The sequence below is a fragment of the Kitasatospora azatica KCTC 9699 genome, assembly GCF_000744785.1.
Classification (GTDB): domain Bacteria; phylum Actinomycetota; class Actinomycetes; order Streptomycetales; family Streptomycetaceae; genus Kitasatospora; species Kitasatospora azatica.
Map to the genome: position 1 here is coordinate 1,629,476 of NZ_JQMO01000003.1, position 12,563 is coordinate 1,642,038.

Below are 12,563 nucleotides of genomic sequence, written 5' to 3' on the forward strand. Positions count from 1 at the left end.
ATGCGAACCACTACGCTCTGCCACAAAAATGTCCGAAATGCCTACCGAACCGTTATGCGATACACAGTGGGGACCTCGATCCCGAGGCCCCCACTTTTCCATTACCGCAACCTGGCGAGCAGGGCGTGTTCGACCAGGGTGATGAGTGCGCTTTTGGCGCTGTCTCGGCGGCGGGCGTCGAGGGTGATGATGGGGGTGTCGGGGCCCAGTTGGAGGGCTTCGCGGACTTCGTCGGGGGTGTGGGGCTGGTGTCCGTCGAAGCCGTTGAGGGCGACGACGAAGGGGAGTCCGCTGTTCTCGAAGTAGTCGAGGGCGGGGAAGCAGTCGGCGAGGCGGCGGGTGTCGACGAGGACGACGGCGCCGATGGCGCCGCGGACGAGGTCGTCCCACATGAACCAGAAGCGGTCCTGGCCGGGGGTGCCGAAGAGGTAGAGGATCAGGTCCTCGTCGAGGGTGATGCGGCCGAAGTCCATGGCGACCGTGGTGGTGGTCTTGCCGGAGACGTGGCTGAGGTCGTCGATGCCGGCGGAGGCGCTGGTCATGACGGCTTCGGTGCGCAGGGGGTTGATCTCGGAGACGGCGCCGACGAGGGTGGTCTTGCCGACGCCGAAGCCGCCTGCGACGACGATCTTCGCGGAGGTGGTGGCGCGCGTGGCGGCCGCGGGGCTAGAGCTTGCGAAGTCCACTGAGGACCCTTTCGAGCAGCGTGACGTCCGGCGTTCCGCCCGACTCGCCGGCGGCGGCGGGCTGGTGGATGGCGACCAGGCCGGCTTCGGCGAGGTCGGCCACGAGGATCCGGGCCACCCCCAGCGGCACCCCGGCCAGGGCCGAGATCTCGGCGACCGACTTGACCTCCTGGCACAGCTGGACGATCCGCTGGTGCTCGGGCAGCAGGCCGCCGGAGCGGCCGGCCGACGCGGTGGTCGAGATCAGTGCCTCGATGGCGAGCTGGTAACGCGGACGGGTACGGCCACCGGTCATCGCGTACGGGCGCACCAGCGGCTGCTGCTCGTAGCCGCCGTTGTTCTGGTCGCCGTAACCGGAGCCGTACCCGTTGCCGTACGAGCCGGCCGGTGTCGGGGGCGGGGTCATGCGGGTCCTCCTAGCGCTGCGGCTGATGCTGCATCAGCTATGGGGTAGAGGCGTCGGGTCCGGCTGCCACCGGACCCGACGAGGGTGACGTGAGTCCCTGTCAGTGCAGGAGGCTGCCTTGGAGTTCGGCGCGCAGGGCCGGGGTGAGGACGGCTCCGGCGCGGTCGACGAGGAGGGCCATTTCGTAGCCGACCAGGCCGATGTCGGAGTCGGGGGAGGCGAGGACGGCGAGGGAGGATCCGTCGCTGATGGCCATCAGGAAGAGGAATCCGCGTTCCATCTCCACGACGGTCTGGTTGACGTCGCCGCCCTCGAAGATCCGGCTGGCGCCGGAGGTCAGCGAGGTGAGGCCGGAGGCGACGGCGGCGAGCTGGTCGGCGCGGTCGCGCGGGAAGCCCTCGGACATGGCGAGCAGGAGACCGTCGGCGGAGACCACCACTGTGTGGGACACCCCGGGGGTGTTGTCCACGAAATTGGTGATCAGCCAGTTCAGGTTGCTGGCTGCCTGACTCATCTGACTCAACTCAACGCTCCTGGTTCTCAGTGCCGAAGGCGTCCGGTGCGGCTGTTCGGTAGCCAGGCCGGCCGCCGTTGGCACCGGTGGGGCGTCCGAAACCGTCGAACGGCTGGCCGGCGGCCGTACCGTCCGGAGTCTGCAGCCCCTGGGTGGGGATGCCCTGGGTGGACTCGGCGCCCGCCCGGCGGCCCTGCTGGATACCGCGACGCAGGTTGGTCAGCCGGCCGCGGACCTCCTCGGGTGCCCGGGAGACCTGCGGACCCGTCAGCGGAGCGGCCTCGGCGGTGCCGGCCACCAGGTTCGCCTGCGGGGTGCGGCGGGGCAGCCCGGAGAGGGTGACCCCGTCCGAGGAGGGCTCGCGCAGCTGCTCGGCCCGGCGCCAGCGCTCGTCGTTGGCCGACGGACGCCACGGTGCCTCATCGTTGCCGCCACCCATCGGCGGCTGGCCCGGCCGGCCCTGCTGCTGGGCGGCCTGCTGCGGGTCGAAGCCCGGCGCGGTGGTGCCCGGCCGCTGCGGCTGGTAGCCGCGGGGCCGGCCCTGCTGCGGCGCCTGGCCACGCTCGGCCGGGGGCTGCTGGTTGACCTGGACCGAGGCCATCCGGCTGGCGCCACCGTTGCGGAACGCCTGCTGCGGGTCCTCGACCTGGCCGCCGGTCGGCATCGGGCCGTGCTCGGGGGAGCGGCGCGGCGGCAGCGCCATCGGCTGCTGCTGACCGTACTGCTGTCCCTGCTGCGGCTGGCCGTACGGCTGCTGCGGCTGCGGCTGCTGCCCGTACTGCTGGGCGGCCTGCTGCTGACCGAACTCCGGCTGGCCGTAAGGCTGCTGGCCCTGCTGCGGCCCGAACTGCTGCTGACCCTGCTGGGCCGGCGGCGTCTGGGTGCGACCCTCGCCGGGCCGCGGCTGCGGGTTGGCGACGCTCGGCAGCACCGGCTCGACCAGGCCCAGACCCAGCGGGTCACGCGGGTCGATCTCGCTGGCCTCGAAGCGCGGCCGGGCGAAGGAGGCGGTGCTCTCCACAGGGGTGGGCGCGGGCGCGCCCTGGCCGATCACCGGCTGCTGGACGGTCGGCGGACCCTGCGGGTCGCCGGCCTGCGGCCGGTTCTGCGGCTGGCCCTGCTGCGGCTGACCGGACTGGCGCTGCGGCAGACCGCCGGGGCGCCCGTTCGGGCCCACATCGGTCCGCACGTTGGGGCCCTGCGGACGACCGTCGGCCCAACCGTGCTGCGGCTGCTCGGCGGGGCGCTCGTGCCCGGAGCCGCGCGCCGCCGGCCGACCGGCCGGCTCCTGCGGCGCACCCCGACGGGGCAGACCGGGAGCACCGGCCGGCGCACCGGGACCACCGGGCGCGGCGGGACGGCGGCCGCCCTGCTGCTGACGTCCGGCCGGCGGGGTCTCGCGCAGCGACTGGCCGACCTCACGGGTCGGCAGGCCGAGACTCGGCGAACCCTGCGCGGGCATGGCGGGAGCCTGCGGCGCCTGCTGGCCCTGCTGCTGGCCCTGGCCGAGCTGCGGCCGGCCGGTCGGCGCACCCTGGCCGCCGCCACCCTGGCCGAGGGCCGGGGCGGGACGACCGGGCAGACCGCCGGGACCGTCCGGACCGGCCGGCAGCGGGCGCTGCTGACGCGCGGTCGGACCGACCCCGCGCGGCGCCTTGCTGGGCACCGCACCCGGGCGCTGACCGCGCCGGTCGGCGGAGTTGGTGACGTCCACCGGGAGCATGACCAGCGCGGTGGTGCCACCGGAGTCGCTGGGGCGCAGCTGGATCCGGATGCCGTGTCGCAGGGACAGGCGGCCGACCACGAACAGACCCATGCGGCGGGAGACCGAGACGTCCACCGTCGGCGGGTTGGCCAGCCGCTCGTTGATCTCGGCCAGGTCGTCGGGGCTCAGACCGATACCGGTGTCGTGGATCTCGATCAGCACCCGGCCGTCCGGCAGCGCGTGGCCGGTGACCCGGACCCGGGTCTGCGGGCTGGAGAAGGAGGTGGCGTTCTCGAGCAGCTCGGCGAGCAGGTGGACGAGGTCGTTGACGACCCGGCCCGCCACCTCGGCCGAGGGCACCGAGGCCAGTTCGATGCGCTCGTACTGCTCCACCTCGGAGGCGGCGGCGCGGAGCACGTCGACCAGCGGGACCGGACGGGTCCACCGGCGGCCCGGGTCCTCACCCGCGAGAACCAGCAGGTTCTCACCGTTGCGGCGCATACGGGTCGCGAGGTGGTCCAGCTTGAAGAGGCTGGCCAGCTGGTCCGGGTCGGCCTCGCGGCTCTCCAGTTCGGAGATCAGCGAGAGCTGGCGCTGGATGAGGCCCTGGCTGCGGCGCGAGAGGTTGGTGAACATCGAGTTGATGTTGCCGCGGAGCAGCGCCTGCTCGGCCGCGAGGCGGACCGCCTCGCTGTGCACCATGTCGAAGGCGTGCGCCACGTGGCCGATCTCGTCGGCCGAGTCGACACCGACCGGCTCGACCGTGACGTCCACGTCGTGCGGGTCGGCCTCGGAGAGGGTCTTGACCAGCTCGGGCAGCCGCCGCTCGGCGACGTCCTCGGCGGCGTTCTGCAGCTTGGTCAGCGAGCGCACCATCGAGCGGGCCACCAGGGCGGCGCCGAGGACGGCGACCAGCAGCACCAGGGCGATCAGCACACCGTTGAGGATGGCGTCGTTGTCGGCCTGCGACTGCAGCGACTGGGCCTTGCCCTTGAGCTCCTCGAGCAGCTGGTTCTCGATCGCCCGCTCGGCGTTGATGCGCACGCTGGACTGGTCGTACCAGTCCTTGTAGGAGCGCACGTCCGCCTGCTTGATGCCGTTGGCCTGCAGCACCTGGTCGGCGAACCGGTCGGCGAGCGCGACCTCGGAGTTGAAGCTCAGCCGGGAGCGCAGCTTCTGCGCCGCGGTGTTGCCGTAGATCGAGTTGAAGTTGGTGGCCGCGTTGTCGAACGCGGTGGTCAGGCGGTAACCGAAGCTCTGGTCCGAGGTGGACAGGTCGGGGCCGCCCGGGCGGGCCAGCGCGGCGCTGATCAGCGCGCGCTTCATCGAGCTGCTCTCCTTCTCGAGGGAGAACTGCTGCAGCGCACGGGTCGACTTGACCAGGTCGGGGTTGGAGGACGCGAGCGCGATGTCCTGGCTGATCGACAGCAGGTCCTTGATGATCGTGTCGTAGGACGCGACCGTGGCCTCGATGTTGTCGACCTGGGTGTACGCGTTGTTGCGGAAGTTCGACAGCAGCACCATGTCCTTGCGGACCTGCATCAGCAGGGAGTTACCGCCGGACAGGTCCATGTTGTCGAAGCTCTCGGCGCGCGCGTTGTACGCCTTGCTCACGTCGTCGGTGACCTTGCGAGCGGCGGCGACGTCGTCGTCCTGCTGGGCGGGGTGCATGGTCAGTGGGCCGGCGCTGAGGTCGCGCTCGTTCTCCAGCGCATCGGCCAGGGCGGTGGCCTTGACGGCCAGGTCGCTCAGGTTGGCCATCTGCGCCAGCTGCTGCGAGCTCTGCATGGACCCGGAGATGCGCAGGCCGCCGAGGACCAGCGCGACCACCACGGGCAGCAGCAGAAGCGCGATCAGACGGGTCCGGATGCGCCAGTTGCGCATCCGGAGCCGGCCCAGACCGGTGGCCCGGCGTCGGGTCAGCGAGCTGCGCAGCCGGGTACGGCGGCCGGCGTCGGCCTGCTCGGAGTCGGCCCTGTCGCTCTCGGGCGCCCCATTGCTGAGCCGGTCTCCCATGAGGGGGTCCGGCTCCGACTGGTGGGGGCCAGCGAGGGGCTCCGGCGACTCCGGCTGGCCTGCGGCGCCGCTACCCCTTTTGAAACGTCCCTGCACTGGCGTCGCAACCTCTGGACCGGGCGCCCCCTCCTCGTTGCCGAGGACGGGACGGTGTCGAGTTTCGATTTCGGCAAACCCAGCGGATCCGGGAATGCACGCGAGCCGCCGTGGGTAGCTCCTCTGCACTGCGCTGAGCCCGAGGGGCGGTCGTTGGACCGCGCTTCGCGGCGCTCGCAGAGCCGAGGAGGGTTCACCTCCGGCGGTTCGTGGCATTCCAGCACAGCGCGGGAACTCCAACAAGGGGCGGGGTGCCGCCCCCTCGGGTACTACCGACCGCGCGCACCGCCTCACGGACGGTGTGTCGAGGGCCGCGAATACGGCTCTTTTCGGACATCGGGCGGCCGACTGTCCGGAACCCGACCCTTCGGCGGGTTCCCGATATGCGCAGATCTTCCGGATTGTCGGAATTTACTTCTTGGGTGAAATATCCAATTTGGGAGCCTTGCCCAGGGAATTGTGAGCAAACTCACAGGCCAATGTGTAGCTTTGGTCACGGTCTCTGTGGAATGCGGTCCCTACCCTGACTCGTTGTACGGGACCTCCCGTCGCCGCAAGCCGTTCCCCAACCAAAGGTGTAGAAGAGATGTCCCAGACCCCGGCCAACTCGGTCACCAAGTCGACGCTCGGCTCCCGTTCCACGGCGAACCCGCGCCGGACGACCCTGGCCTCGGTCGCGGACTTCAGCCAGCTGCCCGGCGCCCGCAGCTCCCGCGAGCCGGTCGAGTACGCCGCCGAGCTGCCCACCAGCACCGCCAACCCGCGCCGCACCATCCTGATGAAGGTCCCGGAGCAGCAGCAGGCCTGAGCACGGCCCGCCTCTCCCGCACTTGATCCCCTTTCCGGTCGCGACCTGAGCTGCCCCTTCGCTCCGGCCGGGTGCCGCCTCGTTCCTCAGCGACCCCCACCCTCCGCTGCGTCGCAACTCAGTCGCTCAACGGGCGCCGTCACCGCTGGTGGCGGCGCCCTCGCCTGTTGGCCGGGCGATAGCCTGGAGCGGAATCGACCCAGCACCGAAAGGGCGCCAGCGTGCGTATTGCCAGGTTCTCCGTCCGGGAAGGTGACGCTGCCGGCAGCGTCACCTTCGGTGTGGTCGAGGGCGATGCCGCCCAGCCCGAGTCACTGGTGGTGCACGCCATGGCCGGGCACCCGTTCGGCGCCCCGCAGCTGACCGGCGAGAGCTACCGGCTCGGCCAGGTCCGGCTGCTCACGCCGATGCTGCCCAGCAAGATCGTCGCGGTCGGCCGCAACTACGCGGCGCACGCGGCCGAACTGGGCAACCAGGTCCCCGAGGTCCCGCTGACCTTCTTCAAGCCCTCCACCGCGGTGATCGGCCCGACCGAGTCGATCGCCTACCCGCCGTTCTCCTCCGACGTCCAGCACGAGGCCGAACTGGCCGTGGTGATCGGCCGGATGTGCCGAGAGGTCCCGCAGGACCGGGTGTCAGAGGTGATCTTCGGCTACACCTGCGCCAACGACGTGACCGCCCGCGACGTGCAGCAGCGCGAAGGCCAGTGGGCCCGGGCCAAGGGCTTCGACACCTCCTGCCCGCTCGGCCCGTGGATCGAGACCGAACTCGACCCGAGCGATCTGGCCATCACCTGCACGGTCAACGGCGAACTGCGCCAGACCGGGCGCAGCTCGCTGATGCTGCGCGGCATCCCCGAGCTCGTCTCGCACATCTCCGAGGCCATGACGCTGCTCCCGGGCGACGTCATCCTCACCGGCACCCCGGCGGGTGTCGGACCGCTCAACGTCGGCGACGAGGTCGCCGTCTCCATCGAAGGCATCGGCACTCTCACCAATAGGGTGATCAAGCGTGGCTAACACAGACCCGAGCGTTCGGGTTCGCTTCTGTCCCTCCCCGACCGGCAATCCGCACGTCGGACTGGTCCGCACCGCCCTGTTCAACTGGGCGTTCGCCCGCCACAACGGCGGCACCCTGGTGTTCCGGATCGAGGACACCGACGCGGCCCGCGACTCCGAGGAGTCGTACAACCAGCTGCTGGACGCGATGCGCTGGCTCGGCTTCGACTGGGACGAGGGCCCCGAGATCGGCGGCCCGCACGCGCCCTACCGGCAGTCCCAGCGGATGGACATCTACGCCGACGTGGCCCGCCGGCTGCACGAGGCCGGCCACGCCTACGAGTGCTTCTGCAGCACCGAGGAGTTGGACGCCCGCCGCGAGGCGGCCCGCGCCGCCGGTCTGCCGTCCGGCTACGACGGACTGTGCCGCACGCTGACCGAGGAGCAGAAGGCGATCTTCCGGGCCGAGGGCCGGCAGCCGATCCTGCGCTTCCGGATGCCCGACCAGACCATCGTCTTCGAGGACCTGGTCCGCGGCACGCTCAGCTTCGAGCCCAAGGACGTGCCGGACTACGGCATCGTCCGGGCCAACGGCGCCCCGCTGTACACCCTGGTCAACCCGGTGGACGACGCCCTGATGGGCATCACCCACGTGCTGCGCGGCGAGGACCTGCTCTCCTCCACGCCCCGTCAGATCGCGCTGTACGCCGCGCTGGCGGAGATCGGCGTCGGCAACGGCGGCACCCCGCGCTTCGGCCACCTGCCGTACGTGATGGGCGAGGGCAACAAGAAGCTCTCCAAGCGCGACCCGCAGGCCAGCCTGAACCTCTACCGGGAGCGCGGCTTCCTGCCCGAGGGCCTGCTCAACTACCTGGCGCTGCTGGGCTGGTCGCTGGCCGAGGACCGGGACCGGTTCTCCATGGACGAGTTGGTCGCGGCCTTCGACATCGGCAAGGTGAACGCCAACCCGGCCCGCTTCGACCTGAAGAAGTGCGAGTCGATCAACGCCGACCACCTGCGGGCGCTGGCGCCCGAGGACTTCGTGCAGCGATTGGTTCCGTACCTGCAGGCGCCCGGCCTGCTGCCGGCCGAGCCGACCGCGGAGCAGCTGGAGCTGCTCGCCAAGGCCGCGCCGCTGACCCAGGAGCGGATGGTCGTGCTCTCCGAGGTGGTCGACATGCTCGGCTTCCTCTTCGTCGACCCGGCCGCCTTCACGGTCAACGGCGAGGACGCGGCCAAGGCGCTGACCTCGGACGCCCGCCCGGTGCTGGAGGCCAGCATCAAGGCGCTGGAGGAGCTGGGGGACTTCACTCCGGAGCCGATCCAGGCCGCGCTGCGCGAGGCGCTGGTGGACGGTCTGGGCATCAAGCCCAAGTTCGCCTTCACGCCGCTGCGGGTGGCCGTCACCGGCCGCCGGATCTCGCCGCCGCTCTTCGAGTCGATGGAGCTGCTCGGCCGCCCGGAGACGCTGCGCCGGCTCACCCTGGCGCTGGACGGCCTGCCGGCCGCTTGAGGCACTGTCGGGCCTGGTCACAGCGCGGTGCTGTGACCAGGCCCGCGGTTATCGATTTTGGAGCGGGGCCGGGCGTCGGGTAATGTTCTTTCTGCGCCGCCCGGGAGGGAACGGAGAGGGACCAGAAGCCTCGCCAAGATCCACCCGACGGAGCCCGGTGCAAACATCGAGCAAGACCCCGCTAGGGGTTGCGTTCTGATGGGGTATGGTGTAATTGGCAGCACGAGTGATTCTGGTTCATTTAGTCTAGGTTCGAGTCCTGGTACCCCAGCGCAGTACGAGCAAGTAGTAGTACCGCAAGCCCCCGTTGTGTAGCGGCCTAGCACGCTGCCCTCTCACGGCAGTAGCGCCGGTTCGAATCCGGTCGGGGGTACGCAGTGCAAACAACTGTGACAGTTGCAGAATTGCATAGCAGGAGCCCCCGTTGTGTAGCGGCCTAGCACGCTGCCCTCTCACGGCAGTAGCGCCGGTTCGAATCCGGTCGGGGGTACCAGATCCTTCATCAGCCACCATCCGGAAGCTCCATCCCTGGAGGCGGCGAAGCTGGATCACCAAGTTTGCCCCCGTTGTGTAGCGGCCTAGCACGCTGCCCTCTCACGGCAGTAGCGCCGGTTCGAATCCGGTCGGGGGTACCAGCAAGTCGGCCGATGGATCAACTCCATCGGCTGCCTGCTGTTGGGGTATGGTGTAATTGGCAGCACGAGTGATTCTGGTTCATTTAGTCTAGGTTCGAGTCCTGGTACCCCAGCCACAAAGAAGCGCCCCCGGTCTCCCCGGGGGTTTTCTGTTTTCTCGAATGCGAGCCCGAAAAGGGGGCCGCGCACCGTTTCCGGTGCGCGGCCCCCTTTCTCCGTTTCGGATCAGCCCCGACGCAGCGCGTCGGTGAGGCGGTTGGCGGCTTCGATGATGGCCTGGGCGTGCAGCCGGCCCGGGTGGCGGGTCAGCCGCTCGATCGGTCCGGAGACCGAGACAGCGGCCACCACGCGGTTGGAGGGCCCGCGGACCGGCGCGGAGACGGACGCGACGCCCGGCTCCCGCTCGCCGATCGACTGGGCCCACCCGCGGCGGCGTACGCCGCTCAGCGCGGTGGCGGTGAAGCGGGCGCCCTGGAGGCCGCGGTGGAGCCGTTCGGGCTCCTCCCAGGCCAGCAGCACCTGTGCGGCCGAGCCGGCCTTCATCGGCAGGGTGCTGCCGACCGGGACGGTGTCCCGCAGACCGGAGAGCCGCTCGGCGGCCGCGACGCAGATCCGCATCTCGCCCTGCCGGCGGTAGAGCTGTGCGCTCTCGCCGGTGACGTCGCGCAGGTGGGTCAGGACCGGGCCCGCGGTGGCGAGCAGCCGGTCCTCGCCCGCCGCGGCGGAGAGTTCGGCAAGTCGGGGGCCGAGGATGAACCGGCCCTGCATGTCCCTGGTGACCAGGCGGTGGTGTTCGAGTGCGACGGCGAGTCGGTGGGCGGTGGGCCGCGCCAAGCCGGTGGCGGCGACCAGCCCCGCCAACGTGGCGGGGCCCGACTCCAGTGCGCTGAGCACCAGAGCGGCCTTGTCGAGAACGCCGACGCCGCTAGTGTTGTCCATACGTCGATACTGCAGTCTCAGTGGGCGAGACGCAAGTTCAATCTTCCGGGAAACCCGGCACCCTGGATGGAGAAGCCCGGGAGAGACCCCCGGAATGGGCACCCCACGACCATGATCAGGCCGGCAGTGCGGTCGGCTGGAGGGAACGCGATGGGACGGACACTGGCAGAGAAGGTCTGGGACGACCACGTCGTCCGGCGCGCCGAGGGCGAGCCCGACCTGCTCTACATCGACCTGCACCTGCTGCACGAGGTGACCAGCCCGCAGGCCTTCGACGGTCTGCGGCTGGCCGGCCGCCCCGTCCGTCGGACCGATCTGACGATCGCCACCGAGGACCACAACACTCCCACCCTCGACATCGACAAGCCGATCGCGGACCCCGTCTCCAAGGTGCAGCTGGAGACCCTGCGTCGCAACGCCGCCGAGTTCGGCGTGCGGATCCACTCGCTGGGCGACGTGGAGCAGGGCGTGGTCCACGTGGTGGGCCCCCAGCTGGGACTGACCCAGCCCGGCATGACCGTGGTCTGCGGCGACTCCCACACCTCCACCCACGGCGCGTTCGGCGCGCTGGCCTTCGGCATCGGCACCAGCCAGGTCGAGCACGTGCTGGCCACCCAGACGCTGCCGCTGGCCCCGTTCAAGACCATGGCGATCACCGTCGAGGGCGAACTGCCCGAGGGCGTCACGGCCAAGGACCTGATCCTGGCGATCATCACCAAGATCGGTACCGGCGGCGGCCAGGGCTACGTCCTGGAGTACCGCGGCTCGGCCATCCGGGGCCTGTCCATGGAGGCCCGGATGACCATCTGCAACATGTCGATCGAGGCGGGTGCCCGGGCCGGCATGATCGCCCCGGACGACACCACCTTCGCCTACCTGCAGGGCCGTCCGCACGCGCCGCAGGACGCCGACTGGGACGCCGCGGTGGAGTACTGGCGGACCCTGGCCACCGACGAGGACGCGGTCTTCGACGCCGAGGTCTTCATCGACGCCAACGAGCTGACCCCGTTCGTCACCTGGGGCACCAACCCGGGCCAGGGCGCCCCGCTGGGCGCCTCGGTGCCGGACCCGGCCTCCTTCGAGGACCCGCAGGAGCGCACCGCCGCCGAGAACGCGCTCAAGTACATGGGCCTGGAAGCCGGTACGCCGCTGCGCGAGGTCAAGGTCGACGCGGTCTTCGTCGGCTCCTGCACCAACGGCCGGATCGAGGACCTGCGGGCCGCGGCGGCCATCGTCGAGGGCCGCCAGGTCGCCGACGGCGTGCGGATGCTGGTCGTCCCCGGTTCGGTCCGGGTGGCGCTGCAGGCCATCGAGGAGGGCCTGGACAAGGTCTTCACCGCGGCCGGCGCCGAATGGCGGCACGCGGGCTGCTCGATGTGCCTGGGCATGAACCCGGACCAGCTGGCTCCCGGTGAGCGCTGCGCCTCGACCTCGAACCGCAACTTCGAGGGCCGCCAGGGCAAGGGCGGTCGCACCCACCTGGTCTCGCCCCAGGTCGCCGCCGCCACCGCGGTGCTGGGCCACCTGGCCTCACCGTCCGACCTGTCCAACGTCCCCGCGGAGGTCTGAGTCCGATGGAGAAGTTCACCACCCACACCGGCCGGGCCGTTCCGCTGCGCCGCAGCAACGTCGACACCGACCAGATCATCCCCGCCCATTGGCTCAAGAAGGTCACTCGCTCGGGTTTCGAGGACGGACTCTTCGAAGCCTGGCGCAAGGACGAGTCGTTCATCCTGAACCAGCCCGAGCGAAGGGGGGCCAGCATCCTGGTGGCCGGTCCTGAGTTCGGTACCGGATCTTCGCGCGAGCACGCGGTCTGGGCGCTGCAGAACTACGGCTTCCAGGCCGTCATCTCCTCGCGCTTCGCCGATATCTTCCGAGGGAACTCGCTGAAGAACGGCCTGCTCACCGTGGTGCTGCCGCAGTCGACGGTGGATCAGTTGTGGACCCTGATCGAGGCCGACCCGAACGCCGAGATCACGGTGGATCTCGGGGCCCGCGAGGTCCGCGCCGAGGGCGTGGTGGCGCCGTTCGAGCTGGACGAGAACGTGCGTTGGCGGCTGCTGAACGGACTGGACGACATCAGCATCACGCTGCAGAACGCTGATGACATCTCGGCGTTCGAGGAGCTCCGCCCGTCCTTCAAGCCGCGCACCCAGCCGGTCGCCTGACCCAGCGCATTCCGATGGCCCGTCCCCTTGCGAGGGGGCGGGCCATCATCCGTTGCGGGGGGGAGTTCACTCCTGA

Annotated in this window: 10 protein-coding genes and 5 tRNA genes; 10 read left to right on the forward strand and 5 right to left on the reverse strand. The window is 70.5% G+C overall.

The features are described 5' to 3' along the window. Positions 1–101 precede the first annotated feature (101 nt). The 4 genes from BR98_RS17960 to BR98_RS17975 form a co-directional block, all read right to left on the reverse strand. Positions 102–686 carry a GTP-binding protein gene (locus BR98_RS17960; RefSeq protein ID WP_035845968.1) on the reverse strand — a complete coding sequence of 195 codons (585 nt, stop codon included), beginning with the start codon at positions 684–686 and terminating at the stop codon, positions 102–104. Then, on the reverse strand, positions 667–1,092 hold the full coding sequence (locus BR98_RS17965; RefSeq protein ID WP_035845970.1) for a DUF742 domain-containing protein: 426 nt from the start codon (positions 1,090–1,092) through the stop codon (positions 667–669). The genes BR98_RS17960 and BR98_RS17965 overlap by 20 nt, the downstream gene beginning before the upstream one ends. A 100-nt stretch (positions 1,093–1,192) precedes the next feature. Next, positions 1,193–1,606, reverse strand: coding sequence for a roadblock/LC7 domain-containing protein (locus BR98_RS17970; RefSeq protein ID WP_035852859.1), 414 nt, complete (start codon positions 1,604–1,606; stop codon positions 1,193–1,195). A 10-nt stretch (positions 1,607–1,616) separates the two neighbouring features. Further along, positions 1,617–5,327, reverse strand: a complete 3,711-nt coding sequence (locus BR98_RS17975; RefSeq protein ID WP_063774800.1) for a nitrate- and nitrite sensing domain-containing protein — start codon at positions 5,325–5,327, stop codon at positions 1,617–1,619. A gap of 682 nt (positions 5,328–6,009) precedes the next feature. Between BR98_RS17975 and BR98_RS17980 the strand changes: the two genes are divergently transcribed. From BR98_RS17980 to BR98_RS18015, 8 genes are all read left to right on the forward strand, one after another. After that, positions 6,010–6,231: a hypothetical protein gene (locus tag BR98_RS17980; protein WP_035845972.1), complete on the forward strand. Its 222-nt coding sequence runs from the start codon at positions 6,010–6,012 to the stop codon at positions 6,229–6,231. A gap of 221 nt (positions 6,232–6,452) precedes the next feature. Then, positions 6,453–7,250, forward strand: coding sequence for a fumarylacetoacetate hydrolase family protein (locus BR98_RS17985; protein ID WP_035845973.1), 798 nt, complete (start codon positions 6,453–6,455; stop codon positions 7,248–7,250). Next, positions 7,243–8,742 carry a glutamate--tRNA ligase gene (gltX, locus tag BR98_RS17990; RefSeq protein WP_035845974.1) on the forward strand — a complete coding sequence of 500 codons (1,500 nt, stop codon included), beginning with the start codon at positions 7,243–7,245 and terminating at the stop codon, positions 8,740–8,742. Before BR98_RS17985 ends, gltX begins: the two co-directional genes overlap by 8 nt. 199 nt (positions 8,743–8,941) lie before the next feature. After that, positions 8,942–9,013, forward strand: a tRNA-Gln gene (locus BR98_RS17995). Between the two features lie 29 nt (positions 9,014–9,042). Next, a tRNA-Glu gene (locus BR98_RS18000) sits at positions 9,043–9,115 on the forward strand. A gap of 44 nt (positions 9,116–9,159) precedes the next feature. Next, positions 9,160–9,235, forward strand: a tRNA-Glu gene (locus BR98_RS18005). 66 nt (positions 9,236–9,301) lie between these two features. Beyond that, a tRNA-Glu gene (locus BR98_RS18010) sits at positions 9,302–9,377 on the forward strand. Positions 9,378–9,418: 41 nt separating this feature from the next. Continuing rightward, a tRNA-Gln gene (locus BR98_RS18015) sits at positions 9,419–9,493 on the forward strand. 109 nt (positions 9,494–9,602) lie between these two features. On the opposite strand, the gene BR98_RS18020 is transcribed toward BR98_RS18015, so the two are convergent. Further along, positions 9,603–10,316 (reverse strand): IclR family transcriptional regulator, encoded by a 714-nt coding sequence (locus BR98_RS18020; RefSeq protein WP_035845980.1) that lies wholly within the window; start codon positions 10,314–10,316, stop codon positions 9,603–9,605. 150 nt (positions 10,317–10,466) lie between these two features. Here BR98_RS18020 and leuC point away from each other — a divergent pair, with 150 nt between their 5' ends. Further along, positions 10,467–11,885 carry a 3-isopropylmalate dehydratase large subunit gene (gene leuC, locus BR98_RS18025; RefSeq protein ID WP_035845982.1) on the forward strand — a complete coding sequence of 473 codons (1,419 nt, stop codon included), beginning with the start codon at positions 10,467–10,469 and terminating at the stop codon, positions 11,883–11,885. A gap of 5 nt (positions 11,886–11,890) precedes the next feature. Next, positions 11,891–12,487: a 3-isopropylmalate dehydratase small subunit gene (leuD, locus tag BR98_RS18030; RefSeq protein ID WP_035845985.1), complete on the forward strand. Its 597-nt coding sequence runs from the start codon at positions 11,891–11,893 to the stop codon at positions 12,485–12,487. The last annotated feature ends 76 nt before the right edge of the window (positions 12,488–12,563 follow it).